At 46.7% G+C, this 16464-nt stretch carries 14 protein-coding genes and 1 other annotated feature; of the genes, 5 read left to right on the plus strand and 9 right to left on the minus strand.

All coding sequences use genetic code 11. From position 1 onward, the window contains the following. Nucleotides 1–107 precede the first annotated feature (107 nt). Nucleotides 108–1367 (plus strand): ATP-dependent RNA helicase SrmB, encoded by a 1260-nt coding sequence (gene srmB, locus L4D06_RS11770; protein ID WP_274164986.1) that lies wholly within the window; start codon nucleotides 108–110, stop codon nucleotides 1365–1367. Nucleotides 1368–1471: 104 nt separating this feature from the next. On the opposite strand, the gene yaaA is transcribed toward srmB, so the two are convergent. Both yaaA and L4D06_RS11780 read right to left on the minus strand, forming a co-directional pair. Then, nucleotides 1472–2245, minus strand: a complete 774-nt coding sequence (yaaA, locus tag L4D06_RS11775; RefSeq protein ID WP_429739564.1) for a peroxide stress protein YaaA — start codon at nucleotides 2243–2245, stop codon at nucleotides 1472–1474. A 139-nt stretch (nucleotides 2246–2384) separates the two neighbouring features. Then, entirely contained in the window at nucleotides 2385–3833 is a 1449-nt protein-coding gene (locus L4D06_RS11780) for an alanine/glycine:cation symporter family protein (RefSeq protein WP_429739566.1), read from the minus strand. Nucleotides 3834–4460: 627 nt separating this feature from the next. Here L4D06_RS11780 and L4D06_RS11785 point away from each other — a divergent pair. Next, the gene (locus L4D06_RS11785) at nucleotides 4461–4643 is read left to right on the plus strand and encodes a DUF3545 family protein (RefSeq protein WP_028023874.1); all 183 of its coding nucleotides are present in this window, start codon (nucleotides 4461–4463) and stop codon (nucleotides 4641–4643) included. A gap of 134 nt (nucleotides 4644–4777) precedes the next feature. On the opposite strand, the gene L4D06_RS11790 is transcribed toward L4D06_RS11785, so the two are convergent. From L4D06_RS11790 to nfo, 3 genes are all read right to left on the minus strand, one after another. Then, nucleotides 4778–5302: a hemerythrin domain-containing protein gene (locus L4D06_RS11790; protein ID WP_274164989.1), complete on the minus strand. Its 525-nt coding sequence runs from the start codon at nucleotides 5300–5302 to the stop codon at nucleotides 4778–4780. 179 nt (nucleotides 5303–5481) lie between these two features. Next, the gene (gene ung / locus L4D06_RS11795) at nucleotides 5482–6162 is read right to left on the minus strand and encodes a uracil-DNA glycosylase (RefSeq protein ID WP_429739568.1); all 681 of its coding nucleotides are present in this window, start codon (nucleotides 6160–6162) and stop codon (nucleotides 5482–5484) included. 26 nt (nucleotides 6163–6188) lie between these two features. Next, nucleotides 6189–7064 (minus strand): deoxyribonuclease IV, encoded by an 876-nt coding sequence (gene nfo / locus L4D06_RS11800; RefSeq protein WP_429739570.1) that lies wholly within the window; start codon nucleotides 7062–7064, stop codon nucleotides 6189–6191. 402 nt (nucleotides 7065–7466) lie between these two features. On the opposite strand from nfo, the gene grcA reads away from it, so the two are divergent. Continuing rightward, nucleotides 7467–7844, plus strand: coding sequence for an autonomous glycyl radical cofactor GrcA (gene grcA / locus L4D06_RS11805; protein WP_274164992.1), 378 nt, complete (start codon nucleotides 7467–7469; stop codon nucleotides 7842–7844). 93 nt (nucleotides 7845–7937) lie between these two features. On the opposite strand, the gene thrC is transcribed toward grcA, so the two are convergent. Genes thrC through thrA form a run of 3 tightly spaced genes read right to left on the minus strand, consistent with a single transcriptional unit; the run spans nucleotide 7938 to nucleotide 12639 of the window. Further along, complete coding sequence (thrC, locus tag L4D06_RS11810) at nucleotides 7938–9221, minus strand: threonine synthase (RefSeq protein WP_429739572.1); 1284 nt, start codon at nucleotides 9219–9221, stop codon at nucleotides 7938–7940. Beyond that, complete coding sequence (thrB, locus tag L4D06_RS11815; RefSeq protein ID WP_274165034.1) at nucleotides 9218–10177, minus strand: homoserine kinase; 960 nt, start codon at nucleotides 10175–10177, stop codon at nucleotides 9218–9220. Before thrB ends, thrC begins: the two co-directional genes overlap by 4 nt. A 2-nt stretch (nucleotides 10178–10179) precedes the next feature. Further along, nucleotides 10180–12639: a bifunctional aspartate kinase/homoserine dehydrogenase I gene (thrA, locus tag L4D06_RS11820; protein WP_274164994.1), complete on the minus strand. Its 2460-nt coding sequence runs from the start codon at nucleotides 12637–12639 to the stop codon at nucleotides 10180–10182. Between the two features lie 49 nt (nucleotides 12640–12688). After that, nucleotides 12689–12807: a sequence feature (Thr leader region), on the minus strand. Between the two features lie 242 nt (nucleotides 12808–13049). Between thrA and aceK the strand changes: the two genes are divergently transcribed. After that, nucleotides 13050–14765, plus strand: a complete 1716-nt coding sequence (gene aceK / locus L4D06_RS11825) for a bifunctional isocitrate dehydrogenase kinase/phosphatase (protein WP_429739573.1) — start codon at nucleotides 13050–13052, stop codon at nucleotides 14763–14765. Between the two features lie 222 nt (nucleotides 14766–14987). Next, on the plus strand, nucleotides 14988–15464 hold the full coding sequence (locus L4D06_RS11830) for a hypothetical protein (protein ID WP_429739575.1): 477 nt from the start codon (nucleotides 14988–14990) through the stop codon (nucleotides 15462–15464). A gap of 43 nt (nucleotides 15465–15507) precedes the next feature. Here L4D06_RS11830 and L4D06_RS11835 read toward each other — a convergent pair whose 3' ends face one another. Continuing rightward, nucleotides 15508–16005: a putative 4-hydroxy-4-methyl-2-oxoglutarate aldolase gene (locus tag L4D06_RS11835; RefSeq protein WP_274164997.1), complete on the minus strand. Its 498-nt coding sequence runs from the start codon at nucleotides 16003–16005 to the stop codon at nucleotides 15508–15510. Between the last annotated feature and the right edge of the window lie 459 nt (nucleotides 16006–16464).

Genomic DNA, 16464 nt, shown 5'->3' on the forward strand with positions numbered 1-16464 from the left:
ACTTGAAATATTATTTTATTCCTAAGCGAGTTATTCACACTGAACGATGCATCTTGAAGATGTTTGAGTATATAATCCGCCCCTAACTTTGAGTGGAGAAACAACGCGTGCGAACTTTTGCAGAACTAGAACTGGATCCTCAACTGCTATTAGCGCTAGATGACATTGGCTTCGAGCGACCAACAGCAATCCAGGCTGACGTGATCCCTCATGGAATGGATGGCCGTGATGTACTGGCGTCAGCGCCAACCGGGACAGGTAAAACAGCTGCATTCGTGCTGCCATTGCTACAGCACCTGTTGGACTTCCCGCGTCAAGCTCCTGGTCCTGCTCGTGCATTGATCCTGACGCCAACACGTGAGTTGGCGATTCAAGTTGCTGATCAAGCACGTGCACTAGCCAAACATACCGATTTGAAAATTATCACCATCACCGGTGGTATTTCGTATCAAGAACACGCTGAAATTCTAGGTAAGACACAAGACATCGTGGTGGCAACGCCAGGTCGCTTGATGGAATACGTGGAAGGTGAGCGCTTTGACTGTCGTGCAATCGAAAGTCTGGTACTGGATGAAGCTGACCGCATGCTAGACATGGGCTTTGGCCCTGCAGTCGATCGTTTGTCCAACGAGTGTCGCTGGCGTAAGCAAAGTATGCTGTTTTCTGCCACGCTAGAAGGCAAAGGCATCACCGGCTTTAAAGAAACACTTCTGACTGACCCCGTCGAAGTCGAAGCTGAGCCACCTCGTCGTGAGCGTAAGAAAATTACTCAGTGGTACTACCGCTGTGACGACATGAAGCACAAGTACACCTTGCTCAGAGCCATTTTGGCGGACCAAGCAAACCGTGCGATCATTTTCGTTAAAACCCGTGATCGTCTTGCAGCACTTCGTGAAGAATTGACTCGTCAAAAGATCAATTGTGCATGGATTCAAGGTGAAATGGCGCAAGCCAAGCGCACCAATGCCATCGAGCGTTTCTCAAAAGGTGAAGTGAACTTCTTGCTCGCCACTGACGTTGCGGCGCGTGGTATCGACGTGCCTAACATCAGCCACGTAATTAACTTCGATTTACCGCGTAAAGCAGACGTGTATTTGCACCGTATTGGTCGTACTGCTCGCGCAGGTAAAAAAGGCAACGCGATCTCATTGGTTGAAGCGCATGACCAACCAATGATGGACCGTATCTGCCGTTACATGAATGAAGACGTAAAAGAACGCTACGTAGAAGGTATGAAGCCTTCTCATAAGAAGCCAGCGTTTAAGAAGAAAAAGGTCAAAGCACCGAAGAAAGTCTTGAAAGCTAAAGCGAAGAAAGTGGCTAAGAAAGCGGCTAAAAAGTCAGCAAAGAAAACCACGGAATCTTAATCGTCAGGACTCCCCATCCTAACGACATGAAAAAGGAGGCGAAAGCCTCCTTTTTCATATCTTGCGTTACTGATGATAAAAATATTATCAGCCTAACTGTTCGATTACTGCTCTTCGCGTTTGAACACCAATTCTTTGTCGTTAGACTCTTCAGCACTGAACCAATAACCCGCAGTATCAAAAGCCTTTAAGGCGTCAACCGAATCAATGCGATTGTCGATGATATAACGCGCCATCATACCGCGCGCTTTTTTGGCAAAGAAGCTAGTCACCTTGTATTGACCGTTCTTGCAGTCTTTAAATACCGGTGTGATGATCTGCCCATCTAGCGTCTTTGGCTTCACCGATTTGAAGTATTCATTAGACGCGAGGTTCACGAGTACCTTATCACCTTGAGCCTGAAGCGCTTGGTTCAATGAATCAGTGATGATGTCTCCCCAAAACTGGTACAAGTTCGTACCACGCGGGTTTTCAAGGCGCGTGCCCATTTCTAAGCGATACGGTTGCATCAAATCCAAGGGACGCAACAAGCCATAAAGACCTGACAGCATACGCAAGTGATCTTGCGCCCAGCTGAAGTCTTCGTCACTTAGCGTTTCGGCATCAAGGCCTGTGTAAACATCGCCTTTAAACGCAAGGATTGCAGGGCGAGCATTGTCTTGAGTGAATGTCGGTGACCACTCAGAAAAGCGTGCAGCGTTCAGGCCTGCAATTTTATCGCTCACCTTCATTAGGCTGGAGATATCTGCTGGCGTTAGCTGACGACAAACCTCGATCAGTTGTTGCGAGTGCTCGGTCAACGTCGGCTGCGTAAAGCGTTCCGTCGCCAGCGGAGATTGGTAGTCCAGTGTTTTGGCCGGAGAAACCACAATCAGCATAATGTTATTCCCTTCAATCTTTTATTAAGGGAAAGAGTACCATCCGATAAGCAAAAAGCCACGCTGTACAGCATGGCTTTTTCCGATATCAGCAATAGACGAAACCGAAGCAATCACATCACTTCCGGTTACTCATCCATTAACGACTCTCTTCTTTCACGATCTCTGAGGGTTTCCCCCAAATACCCGGTTCAATCTGCGTCAACATATCAGGGTGCTGACGACTATCAAACGCGGGCACTTTTCCTCGAGCGAGTTGTTGATTGTAATCCTTAGCTAACTTCACGACGGTGCCGGAGAGCAGCAATATGGCAATCATATTGACGATAGCCATGAGCCCCATCGAAGTATCCGCCATGATCCACACCACAGGTAGCTCTGCCATGGCACCAAACATCACCATGCCCAACACGATACAGCGGAAAATATTTAAGCCCGCTTTGTGGTTGTGCTCCAAAAAGATAAGGTTGGTTTCGGCATAAGAGTAATTGGCGATGATCGATGTAAACGCAAAAAAGAAAATAGCAACAGCAATAAAAGAACTGCCCCAACTCCCCACTTCGCTCGATAACGCACGCTGTGTAAGCTCAATACCCGTGATTTCACTCCCAGGCATGTACTCGCCTGACATCAGAATAATTGCTACCGTCGCGGTGCAGATAACAATCGTATCGACAAACACACCAAGCATCTGTACATAGCCTTGTGATGCTGGATGAGGAGGATAAGGTGTTGCGCTCGCTGCCGCATTCGGCGCAGAACCCATACCCGCTTCATTGGAGAACAAACCGCGTTTGATACCCTGTACCATGCCCTGCGCAATCGTGTATCCCAATGCACCAGATGCGGCCTCTTCTAAACCAAATGCACTTCGGAAAATCAGTGCAAACACTTCAGGCACTTTTTCAAGATTGGTGAGCATAATGTAAAACGCCAGCACCAGATAAAGCAGTGCCATCAGAGGAACGATCAGTTCAGCAGTACGCGCTATCTTGCGGATCCCGCCAAAAATGACGAACGCAGACATAAGAACCAGAGCAAAGCCGACGTAAAGAGGGTCGAAACCAAAGGCAACGTATGCGGCTTGCGTAATAGAGTTCGCTTGAACCGAGTTAAACACCAGACCAAAAGCAATAATGAGCAAGATGGAAAAGACGATACCCATCCATCTCATGTCTAGCCCTTTCTCCATGTAGTATGCTGGGCCGCCACGGAAGTTTCCGTCTTCGTCACGGGTCTTGTAGAGCTGTGCTAACGTACTTTCCGCAAACGCGGTTGCCATACCTAAAATGGCAATCAGCCACATCCAGAAAATCGCACCGGGACCACCAAGCGTCAGCGCTACGGCAATACCCGCCATGTTCCCTGTTCCGACTCGTGCAGCCAAACTGGTACACAGAGCTTGGAAAGAAGAAATCCCTTCGCTATCAGATTTTCGGCTATTTTTCATCACCTTGAACATATGACCAAAATGACGGATCTGAATGAACCCCAAACGCAAAGTAAAAAATATCCCACCACCGATCAGGAGATAGATAAGTACCGATCCCCAAATCAGATCGTTTAAAAAGTTAACTAGACCTACCACGCAGACCTCTCTTTACGCATAAACATTCTCGCAGTGATTAAATCTCCGTTTCGGAGCGTGCGATTTGAAACGACCAACTCACTAGAACGTGTTTGCATTGGTCTAAATTGATGAGGAGTTTCTGAGTGAGTAAATCACGCAAAACTCCAAGAAACGTGTCGTTTTCGTATTGATGTTGCGGATAACAATCGCAAATTGAGGCGAGATGATGAAGGCTGTCCACACAAAAATCAATATGCATAAAGTTACATATAAATGGGATTGGTATTGCTTTACAAGCCATTGAGCGGCAAATAAATATGCATTCTATCAACATGAACGAAACATTTTTTTTGCGATGTCATCTCCGATTTGCCTCCTCACCTTCCTCTGTGACTATTTTATGTACAGCGCAAGTATATTGCTGTAATTGGGCTTTTCCTATCATCTGACCCAAAGCCCACATCAAGCATTGCACGCTTTCTTAAACGCTCAATCAAAGTGTGTTTTTTAACCATCACCTTGACAATAGTGATGACCGTCTCATAAAAACTTCACTGATGTGTAACAAATGAGAAACACTTCAATTTTATTTTATTGAAGGTTTGATACTTAATTAGTAACCGCTAGGTAAAACGAGGTGAATTTATGGATAGCTTTGCCTTTGACAACATCTTTGAACAAGAGCGCCCACAACGCGGTGGACGAACCAAACAAGCAAAACGTAAATGGAGAGAGATTGAAGCGCTGAAAGATCGTCAGCGTCTGCGTAAAGAGCTTCAAGATATCGATATGCTAAGCGACTTTAACAGCAGTGAATTTGAACTGTAATTGAAAGTCGCCCATTTGGTTTAACCCTCCCACGCACTGGATGGTGCGCTAGACGGATGATTAAAAGGCACCTCTCGGTGCCTTTTTTGTTGCTCTCACTGCAAACCCAATTCCCAGCGTGTCAGCAAACTCAATTACATTGCTGCTGCCAACGCTTTAAAGCGAGCAGCAACCTGTTCACCAAACAAAGGATCGTCCTCTTCTTCCCATTGCGATTGCAGGTAGTTCCAATCTTCAGCGGTTAGTGCTTTCTCAATCGCTGGCAATACTGACCTTTCCTCCAACTCAAGGTGACGCTGTTGCTGCTCAACAAACTCGGTCAACTTACCAGCAAACACATCGAGTGGGATCACTGAGTCCATAAGGATCATATCAACGGATATCGCAAACTCGGCAGTGAGCGCAGCCAAGGTCTCATGCTCCTCATCTAACGCAGCCACACCTTCTGTATCGGCGTAATTGGTAAGGTAATAGTGGTAAATGAGATCCTCTTTGGGGTGATGACACCTTTCAGCATGGTCTTTTAGATACAACAAAGTATCTCGGATATAACCATAGTCGACAGGCTGCTCGCTTCGGATCGCGGCCAACTTGTCCGTCAGTAACCTTAGCAGGCGACTAATATTACGGTGATCTCTATGAATGCTGTCTACTAACACAGTGATTCCCTTCTTTCATTCACGTCTGAATTTCAGTCTAACTAACCCTCGTGAACAAAAATTGAGCACAATCATGCTTTGTTCGAATAATGCACAATCAGAGCCCAATGAAAAAAGCCCGCGATCCGTCTCACGAATGCGGGCTTGGTTTCCTGCTATCAGCTATCAGCTATCAGCTATCAGCTATCAAGGGAAGGCTGCCAGTCAATCGACGGTTTCCCCATCTCTTGCAGCAATATATTGGTGGTAGAGAAGTGCTTACACCCTAGAAACCCACGGTGCGCTGAAAGCGGGGAAGGATGTGGAGCTTCAAGTACATGATGGCGAGCGCGATCAATCGATCGGCCTTTCTTGCGGGCGTGGGCTCCCCACAAAAGAAACACAACCCCTTCACAGTGCTGATTGACAGCACCAATGATGCGATCGGTAAACGTTTCCCAACCTAAATGTGAGTGAGAATGCGCATTCCCTTGTTCAACCGTCAGTACCGTATTCAATAGCAACACGCCTTGATCCGCCCAACTTTTTAAATAGCCATGCTGTGGCACGCTGAAGCCGTCAATATCTTGGGCCAGCTCTTTATACAGATTCACTAACGACGGCGGCGTTTTGATGCCCGGCAGTACCGAAAAACACAAACCATGAGCTTGATTAGGACCGTGGTAGGGGTCTTGCCCTAGAATGACCACACGAACATCTGAGAGCTCGGTAAACGTAAAGGCATTGAACACCTCTTCTTCAGGAGGGTAAACCACCTTTCCCTGCGCACGCGCTTCTGCCACGGCCTGCAATGTTTGTTTAAAGTAATCTTGTTCTTGTTCCTGACCGATCACATCATCCCAAGTTACTGGCTGTGTCATGGTGTCCTCGCTATGTGTAAATGAACCTAGGCTAACGTCGCGCTGATAGGCACGTTGGCAGCAGCCTCAAACTGACGCAGAAGGCGGATCTCATCAGCCCATCGTTCAGGTTTGATGGTTTCTAATATAAGGGGAATACCATCGAATCGATCGTCTTGCATGATAACTTCAAAGCAAGGTAGACCAATTTCTCCCTCACCCAACGCCTGATGACGATCCACGCGCCCTCCAAGCGGGGTTTTTGAGTCATTTAAGTGCATCGCGCGCAAATAGTTAAAACCGACAATGCGCTCAAACTCGGCGAACGATTGCTCTGCTGCAGTGTGAGTACGCAAATCATAACCAGCCGCGAAGGCATGGCAGGTATCAATACAAACGCCCACACGCGCTTTATTTTCAACTTGTTCGATGATTGACGCTAACTGCTCAAACGACCAGCCCATGTTCGTTCCCTGCCCTGCCGTGTTCTCTATTACAGCAACGACATTCGGGACCGCTTGGTGAGCAAGGTTGATAGATTCAGCTATCAAAGACAAACATGCGGCTTCGCTGATCTTTTTTAAATGACTGCCTGGGTGGAAATTAAGCAATGGTAAGCCTAACATCTGGCAGCGTTCCATTTCATCAACAAAGGCGGCTCGAGACTTCTCTAACTTGTCCGCTTCGGGGGCACCTAAATTAATCAGGTAGGAGTCATGCGGTAATACGGCTTCAGGAAGAAAGCCGTGCTTGATGCAATTGGCTTTGAATGCTGCCACTTTTTCGACGTCTAACGGTTTTGCCTGCCACTGACGCTGATTCTTGGTAAACAGCGCAAACGCATTGGCGCCAATAGCAGCTGCATTGATTGGGGCATTTTCGACACCACCGGAAGCTGACACATGTGCTCCGATATACTTCATATTCTCTCCTTTCGCCAAAACCGTAACCGACAACATTTTAAGTTACTTCGAAGCCCAATGTCCTCGACTGTTTTTCACACCCGAAACATCACTCTTCTCGGTCATGGCAATGCTTTAGACATTATTCAGCTGGAATATCCCATCTGGTGAATCATTAAAAATGTAGTAATTTAATTACAAACGTAATTTTATTCAAAATRCGCACTTGTTAAATTTATGTTTAAATACATATATTTGAAGTTTTATTGATTAAGAACAATAAATCAAAGCGCTAATTTTTGCATATTTTGATTGTATTTTGACGAAAATCAAAATAACCTTATAAATAGTAAGGTATACAAGTACCCAGCTCATCAAATGATGGAATATTAAAACCACCAAAGCCTATCAAGGGGAAAGAATATGATCACTGGTATTCAAATCACGAAAGCCGCTAACGACAACCTGCTGAATTCTATCTGGCTGCTAGACAGCGAAACTAACGAAGCACGTTGCGTTGCTGCAAATGCAGGCTTTGACGCAGACCAAGTTATCCCAGCCGCAGATCTCGGTGAGTATGAAAGCCGCGATATCGCGATTGAAGTACCAGCGAAAATTGAAGGTGGCCAACACTTGAACGTAAACGTGCTTAAGCGTGAAACGTTGGAAGATGCAGCAGCACACCCAGAAAAATACCCACAGCTAACCATTCGTGTATCAGGCTACGCTGTACGTTTCAACTCACTGACAGTTGAACAACAACGTGACGTTATCGCACGTACTTTCACTAGCTCTCTGTAATAGTTAACTCTATACAAACCGCTAGAATGAAAAAAACCGACTCTTGAGTCGGTTTTTTTATTTGTGCATTCCGCTTTTCAGTGGGGCTTTTTCTTAGCCAGCCACATCCATGAGGTAAGCGCGGATCTGAGCAAAATCAGCATCGCGTTCAGCCGACAACAGCTCCATCACAGCATGTTTCGCCAGCGGACCTGGCAATGGGATATCTTGTCCCAGAATCTCATCTACCGATTCTTTGAACTTCGCAGGGTGCGCAGTACAAAGGAACAAGCCGTATTCACCATCCTGCAATTGCTCTTCCAACAAGCGGTACGCAATCGCACCGTGTGGTTCGCACAAGTAGCCTGCGTCAAACATAGCTTTTAACGTATCAGCCGTTTCTTCATCCGTCACAGCGCCAGAAGCCAATTCGTTCAAGCCCCAACCTTTACGTTGGCATAGCTCTTCGATACGCGGCCAGTTGTTCGGCTGACTCACGTCCATCGCATTCGACAATGTTGGAATGGTTGGGGTTGGCGTCCACTCTCCGGTTTTCAGGTAGCGTGGCACGGTGTCATTCACGTTGGTCGCAGCGATAAAGCGTTTGATTGGCAAGCCAATCGCTTTTGCCAACAAACCCGCCGTTAAGTTACCAAAGTTGCCGCTTGGTACTGAAATTACCAAGTTTTCGCGTTGCGCTGGCGTCAATTGAGAAGCCGCTTCGAAGTAATAACAGATCTGCGCCATCAAACGGCTGATGTTGATGGAGTTAGCCGAGTTGAGACCAATCGCTTGGCGAAGTTCAGCATCATCAAATGCTTGTTTCACCATGGTCTGGCAATCATCAAATGTGCCGTTAACCGCCACGGTGTGAATATTGCCACCCAAGGTACAGAAAAGTTTTTCCTGTAACGGGCTGATTTTGCCTTTCGGATAAAGGATAACAACGTTGATGTTTTCCATGCCGTAAAACGCATGGGCAACTGCTGCGCCTGTATCACCCGACGTCGCCGTCAAAATGGTCACTTTGCCGCCGTCAGACACGGCAGCCAGTGATTGCGCCATAAAGCGACCACCAAAGTCTTTAAACGCTAGTGTTGGGCCATGGAATAGCTCCAAAGCACTCACACTGTCGGTGACTTTTTCGACTTTCGCAGGGAATTGGAATGCATTTTCAACCATCGAACGCACGGTTTCTTGTGGCAATTCATCGCCGATAAATGCAGACAGGATGTCGGTACTGCGAGATACAAAGTCTTTCTCTAGCAGTGCGTCAACATCATCAAATGCGGGTAATTCACTCGGGAAGAACAATCCTTGGTTACGGCCAAGACCTTGTTTTACCGCTTGTCCGAACGAGACTTGCTCGTCGTTTTCCTTGATATTGTAAAGCTTCATAGTTCACTTCCTGTCACTGTCGAACCGGTCACATCCAATCGACAGACGTGGACAAATCCTTCTTCATTTTGAACGTAGTTATCCTGTAGCCACTTAGCGACGCGTTCAGCAATCTCTTTATCGTCAGTGATACTGAATAGCGTTGGGCCTGAGCCTGAAATGCCTGTAGCAAGCGCACCGGCATCCGTTGCGTAACGTCTGGCATCCGCAAAGCCTGGCAACAGCTTTTCTCGATACGGTTCTGCAACCACATCTTTGATCATGCTCGCCGCTAATTGCGGCTGACCAGAGTAACAGCCATGGATAAAGCCTGCCAGATGGCGACCATGATTTATCACATCCTGACGACGATATTGCGCAGGCAAAATCGCACGTGCTTCAGCTGTTGGGACTTTGATACCTGGGTACGCCATAACCCAGTACCATTCATCAAAACAAGGCACTTGCTGGCTGATGATGCCCATTTGTTCCACCATCAACTGCAAACCACCCAGATAACAAGGTGCCACGTTATCGTAATGTAGGCTGCCAGAAATCGCGGCTTCCATTTCACCCATCAGGGCCAGAAGCGTGGTTTCATCAAGGGCATTATCATGAAAACGATTTAATGCATCTAAAGCGGCAACGATAGAACATGCACTTGACCCTAACCCTGAGCCAATTGGCATGTTCTTTTCTAGCGTCATGGAAATATTGCGTACCGGCTCACCGCGCTTTTCCATTTCGCGGCAAAACACGACATAACTTTGGTAAACAATATTATCTTCTTGTACGTCTGGCAGCTTATCAACAAAGCTACCCACGCAATGTAGACTAAATGGTACGTTGCCACCGTCTGCCACTTGTACGCGATCCCCTAGCAGTGTTCCGTCAATCGGAGACACTGCAGCGCCCAATACGTCAAAACCTACACTCACGTTACCGATCGACGCTGGCGCATAAACAACAACACTCATCATTACACCCCTAACTTCCAACCCAGTGTACGCATCAAATCAGCGAACACGCCGGCCGCGGTAACTTGAGTACCCGCACCGTAACCACGCAATACCAGAGGAATTGGCTGATAATAACGGCTGTAGAATGCTAAGGCGTTCTCGCCTTCTTTGATTTTGAACATTGGGTCGTCTGCATCCACGGCTTGTATCTTCACCGAGCATTGACCGTTGTCGATGCTACCGATGTAGCGCAGCACTTTGCCTTCTTCACGCGCTTCTGATGCAATCTTATTGAAGTAAACATCAGCCTCTGGCAGCTTGGCCATAAAGGCTTCAACATCACCTGATGCATCAAAACCCGGCGGCAGTGCTGGCTCAACGTCAACATCTTCCAATTCAAGGTTCATTCCTGCTTCACGCGCAAGAATCAACAATTTACGTGCAACGTCCATACCGGACAGGTCATCACGTGGGTCAGGTTCGGTAAAGCCACTTTCACGCGCAACGGTGGTCGCTTCGCTAAAGCTCTGGCCTTCATCTAACTTACCGAAGATATGAGACAATGAGCCCGACAGAATGCCAGTGAACTTCTCAAGCTCATCACCCGCTGAAATTAGGTTCTGTAAGTTCTCAATAACGGGTAAGCCTGCACCAACCGTGGTGTCGTACATAAACTTACGACGTGTTCCACGCGCAGCCGCTCGAAGCTGCTGATAGTAGGCCATGCTAGCCGTGTTGGCTTTTTTGTTCGGTGTGATCACGTGGAAGCCTGCAGATAAGAAGTCCGCATACTGATCAGCGATCGATTGATCAGAAGTACAATCGATAAATACAGGGTTGATGATGTGGTTTTGCTCAACCAACTTAACCATGCGTGGCAAACTGAAGCTATCTTCTGCATTCACCAACGCTTCACGCCAGTTGTTCAGGTCGATGCCTTTACTATCTAGCTTCATTTGACGGCTGTTCGCAAGGCCGCAAACGCGAATGATGATGCCTTGCCCTGCCAGTTTGGCTTGTTGACGCTTAACCTGCTCAACCAACTCACCGCCTACGCCACCCACGCCGACAATAAACACGTCGAGATAGTGATTACTGTTAAAGAGGTTCTCGTGACACGCTTTCACCGCTTCTGATACACGGTTATCAGGAATAACCGCAGAGATTGAGCGCTCAGAGGAGCCCTGCGCAATCGCCACGATGTTGACGTTCATTTCAGCCAATGAAGTGAAGAACTGAGACGCTACGCCTTTCGCGGTACGCATTGCATCGCCGACCAATGACACAATCGACACGTTATCAACGAAATCAACGGGCTCTAGCAAACCGTCTTTTAGTTCAAGCTCAAAGCTATCGTGCAGCGCACGCTCAGCCAACGCTTTATCGTCAGCTTCAATACAGAAACTAATGCTGTATTCAGAAGAAGACTGAGTGATAAGCACAACAGAAACGCCAGCGGTAGACATCGCACCGAATACACGAGCCGCCATACCTACCATGCCTTTCATGCCAGGCCCTGACACGTTCACCATGCTAAGGTCACTCAACGTGGTAATGCCTTTGATTGCCAGCTTATCTTCACCATTGTCGATCCCGATCAACGTCCCTGCACCTTGAGGGTTGGCCGTGTTTTTGATCAAGCATGGAATGTGGAAACGCGCGATGGGAAGGATGGTTTTCGGGTGGAGGACTTTAGCACCAAAGTAAGACAGTTCCATTGCCTCTTGGTAGCTGAGTGACTTAAGTAGCTTCGCATCCGGCACCAAACGTGGGTCACAGCTATATACGCCATCTACGTCAGTCCAAATTTCACAACACTCGGCACGCGCACACGCGGCAAGCACTGCTGCAGAGTAATCAGAACCGTTTCGGCCCAAAGTCACCAGCTCACCTTTTTCGTTAGAAGCCGTGAACCCAGGCATAAGACCAATGTGTTTCGCAGGAATTGGCTCTCGCTTGAAGTTGTCTGAAGAGACTTCAATATCAACCATGGCTTCAAGGTAATCCCCTTTCGCCTGCAGATAATGTACAGGGTCGATCACAAATGTTTTGTGACCGCGGGCTTGCAGCAAGGCTGACATGGTCGCGATAGAGAGGCGTTCACCTTTACTGATAATGCGGGCGTAAATGTTGTCAGGACAAAGGCCTAGCAGTGCAATACCATGAATGTATTGCTTGAGCTGGCCAATTGAGCGTTCTAGTTCAACGTACAAAGAAGCTTTATCAAAATCCGCTTCCATATCAGCAAGGCCATCAAATAGCGCCGAGAAAATTGACTCGATGAGTGCGACTTGGCTGTCTGCTTCACCATGCTTGACGGTGTTATCAATGACATCGACCAATGCATTGGTGATTTTTGCGGGGGCGGACAATACCGCTGATACGTCACTTTGACAGGTATTGCTTGTTATGATCTCTGCTGCGCGGCTAAATCGTTCCGCATTGGCTAGCGATGTGCCACCAAATTTTAAAACTCGCATCCTTACCTCCAACTCCTTCCTGAATCCGAAGATTCAATAACAAATAAGCGAAAAAAAAGCCCGCACATCTTTTTAGTGCGGGCTTCTTTTAAAAATTCTGTGCATGTCAGCCCGCACCTTCACCTGTGGTGATGGTAATAATGGTAATAATGTTCGTGGTGCCGACTGTATGAAGCATCGCTTCGGACCTTCCTTGCTGCTTTTTTATAACCTTTACTCAAGGCAGGGTATCAGGTCAACAAAAATTTAAGTTATCTGTCAAAAAAACGCATCAATTCGCAAGATTAAATTAACATTATTAAAAGATGAGAGAGCGCAGCATTCCGCCCCTTGACGCTTGCGATTGTTCAGTGAGCACGACATAGTGAATTGAATCGAACAGAAAACCACCAATGGCAAAGGAGGGAACCATGGCTGTTGAAATGGAGGAACTGGTTGCACAAACCATATTACAAGGCTCTGACGCCATGTATGGGCGCTTTTTAGATGTCACTGCTGGCGCACAAGAACGGTTTGAACAGCGAGACTGGAAAAGCGTGCAAAGCGCACTAAAAACCCGCATTAACTTTTACGACCATCATGTGGCACTGGTAAGCCAACAGCTAAAAACCATGCTGGACAAACAGCATGCTACGCGTTCATTTTTAATGGCCGTTAAAGAGTCTTACAGCCACCTACTAGACGATTATCCTCGGTACGACATTGCGGAGAGTTTTTTCAACTCGGTCTATTGTCGGATGTTCGACCATCGAAATATTCGTCGCGACAAGTTGTTTGTTAACAGCTCCCAAGGTGGCCGAATTCCCAAATACCCAACGCCACTGCTAAAACGTTACCCTTCACAACAAAACCTTATTCAAACCGTTGAGCGCATCCTTGATGACACCCCTTTTACGCTCCCTTGGGTGAATAAGGCGCGAGATGTCCATCGTATTGTTGAATCGCTTCAACACCGATTAGGGCCGCAATTGACCAACGAAATTACTATCGATATGGTGCGCGAGCCCTTCTTTCGTAATAAGGCCGCTTACTTAATCGGACGAATTGATATGACAAATCAAACCCGTCCTTTAGTCCTTCCGCTTCTAGTCAATTCTCACGGTGAGCTGTATGTCGATGCCTGCATCACCGATTCTGATGAAGTAAGTGTCATCTTTGGTTTCGCTCGCTCTTACTTTATGGTGTACGCCCCTGCGCCGGCAGCACTCGTAGATTTTCTGAATCAACTGATGCCTCACAAAACGCCAGCACAGCTCTACACGGCGATTGGTTGTCAGAAACACGGTAAAACCGAGCTTTATCGAGAGTTCTTGCAACACATGGACAATTCCGATGATCAGTTTGTTGTCGCGCCCGGTATCAAAGGCATGGTGATGTCCGTGTTCACACTGCCATCCTATGGCTTTGTGTTCAAAATCATAAAAGACAAATTTGCCCCTCAAAAAGATGTCACTCACGCCGTGGTCAAAGAGAAATACCAGTTAGTTAAAGAACACGACCGTGTGGGTCGAATGGCCGACACACTCGATTACCGCCATTTCATATTTCCGCGACACCGTTTTAGTGAATCATTGATTGAAGAGCTGTTAGAGGTCGCCCCATCAAACATCAAACTGACAAACAAAGAAGTGCACATTCGCCACCTATATATGGAACGACGGATGATCCCGCTTAACATGTATCTTGAACAGGCTGATGACGATGAATTGCGTGAGGCTGTGCAAGAGTATGGCGATGCCATTAAACAGTTAGCCGCAGCCAACATTTTTGCCGGAGACATGTTGTTCAAAAACTTTGGGGTATCACGCCACAGCCGCGTCATTTTCTATGACTATGATGAAATTTCCTATCTCACTGAGGTGAACTTTCGCCATATACCAGCACCACGCTTTCCTGAAGATGAAATGGCCGCCGAGCCTTGGTATAGCGTGGGAGAATATGATGTCTTCCCTGAAGAGTTTCGCACCTTTTTGTTAATCAATCCTAAAATCCGAGCGTTGTTCGACGAACTGCACTCAGATTTGTTTGATGCTAACTACTGGAAGAGCCTTCAAAACAACATTCAGCAAGGCCAGTTCAACGATGTATTCCCATACAGTGAGGTATCTCGTTTTTCCAACCTTTAAATATGAGAGCTTACGCACCCTCTGACAGAAAAACGTCATTATTTCAGGCGCGAAAATTGCTTCATTTTTAATCACCTCGTCATGGCGGCAATGTACTGACATCGCTATGGCAGAGGTGAGTTAGAAGTGGCGCAAATTTCATGACAGTCTAGTAACAAACTTAAGACAAGTGAGCTAGACTGAATCACGCAATCAAATAAAAACGAATCAGGGAGGGTATCAATGAAACAATTCTTGCTTGCCATCACCCTGCAATCAGTGGCTTTTTTGACATTCGCGCAGGGTTCGTTACCGCTGTATGAATACATAGAAGACAATAACCAAACACCATGGTTTTCGCACTCAGTGTCAACAGGTGGCCAACACTTTGACAGCTGGACCATGAGCTCTGGTTATCATTATCCCGTTCTGAAAAACATTAATGTCTACTTGGCGACGGAAATGACCACGGAGTCAGACTACAACGCCAGTGCTAAAGGTGTGCTCAGCGGGTTAGAGTTTAATTTTAGCGATTCGCTCAGCTTTGGGAGTTCGGTTCAAGCAGAGCGTGTCAATGAAGAAACCGTTGGCAGCGTGGGAATGAGCAGTCAGTTCAGACTCACAGAAAAGTTGAACCTTGAAGCCAAGTTTGATTACAGCTTGAATCAAGAACCCGCGGCCTCAGCCAACTATCAGCTGGGTGTCGGATACCGCTTCTAACTGCAATATCCAACACCTTTATTTATGGCTTACTATTCATTGCTCACTTTTCGTGTTCACCAAACTCAATGGGGTGTTGACTTACCATCACCCCGTTCAGATCAGCAAATACATAGTCTCCTGGAGAGATAGGGACATCATGGATGCGAAGAGGAACATTTTCGTCACCTGCTCCACGCTTCTCTGTTTTTATCGGACACACACCCAAGGCTTTTACACCTAACTGCATATTGCTCAATGCGCCCGCATCACGCACGGCACCGAATACAACAACACCTTCCCACCCATTTGTTACGGCTAACTCAGCAAGTTGATCCCCCAATAGTGCTTTGTTCAAGTTACCGTGACCATCAACCACCAGCACTCGACCTTGGCCAGGTTTACCCAAGATATCTCTGACCTTGGTATTGTCTTCGAAACACCTCAAGGTTTCTGCTCGCCCTGAAAATGCAGGATTCCCACCAAAATCCCGCCATTGAATAGGGATCCAGTGAACTTCGTCTCCGTGTGCATCACTAATGTCTGGCAATAAATCGTCCATGTCATTTTCCTCTGCTTGACGTATACCCCATAAAAGTAGCAACAGCAGCGAGTAATGCCCGTCCGTCCGCCTCAAAATGAGACCCTCTTACAACCCAACGAATATGGCAATACACTAAACGTCACAAAAATGGCGAGAAATATAAAATTAAAATGTTCAAAATCAAATATTAAGCAACAAATACTATCCTTTGATTGTTCTTCGAGAAAACACTCAGATTTTGCACACATGGCTAAGAAAACCGCATTACTCTCTTAGTGAAACGGTTGACCGTTTCAACACAAAGTGGTGTGATACCACCATGTTGTTACACAATTTTCACAGCTGTTGTAATATTACGAAATAGATTAAACTTACTGGTAAACTCTAAAGCGCTTTTTGACACAATATTCCATCATTTGTGACCACAGCGGCTGAGATTGACGTATATCAATAAAGATTAAAAAAAGTTGCGTTGAT

Source organism: Enterovibrio makurazakiensis (genome assembly GCF_050336585.1).
Lineage (GTDB): Bacteria > Pseudomonadota > Gammaproteobacteria > Enterobacterales > Vibrionaceae > Enterovibrio > Enterovibrio gelatinilyticus.

Excerpts from the sequence above, each read along its gene's own strand:
- grcA (WP_274164992.1), top strand. The coding sequence starts at position 7,467 with ATGATCACTGGTATTCAAATCACGAAAGCCGCTAACGACAACCTGCTG.
- thrA (WP_274164994.1), bottom strand. The coding sequence starts at position 12,639 with ATGCGAGTTTTAAAATTTGGTGGCACATCGCTAGCCAATGCGGAACGA.
- thrB (WP_274165034.1), bottom strand. The coding sequence starts at position 10,177 with ATGAGTGTTGTTGTTTATGCGCCAGCGTCGATCGGTAACGTGAGTGTA.
- L4D06_RS11835 (WP_274164997.1), bottom strand. The coding sequence starts at position 16,005 with ATGGACGATTTATTGCCAGACATTAGTGATGCACACGGAGACGAAGTT.
- thrC (WP_429739572.1), bottom strand. The coding sequence starts at position 9,221 with ATGAAGCTTTACAATATCAAGGAAAACGACGAGCAAGTCTCGTTCGGA.
- L4D06_RS11785 (WP_028023874.1), top strand. The coding sequence starts at position 4,461 with ATGGATAGCTTTGCCTTTGACAACATCTTTGAACAAGAGCGCCCACAA.
- yaaA (WP_429739564.1), bottom strand. The coding sequence starts at position 2,245 with ATGCTGATTGTGGTTTCTCCGGCCAAAACACTGGACTACCAATCTCCG.
- ung (WP_429739568.1), bottom strand. The coding sequence starts at position 6,162 with ATGACACAGCCAGTAACTTGGGATGATGTGATCGGTCAGGAACAAGAA.
- aceK (WP_429739573.1), top strand. The coding sequence starts at position 13,050 with ATGGCTGTTGAAATGGAGGAACTGGTTGCACAAACCATATTACAAGGC.
- L4D06_RS11830 (WP_429739575.1), top strand. The coding sequence starts at position 14,988 with ATGAAACAATTCTTGCTTGCCATCACCCTGCAATCAGTGGCTTTTTTG.
- nfo (WP_429739570.1), bottom strand. The coding sequence starts at position 7,064 with ATGAAGTATATCGGAGCACATGTGTCAGCTTCCGGTGGTGTCGAAAAT.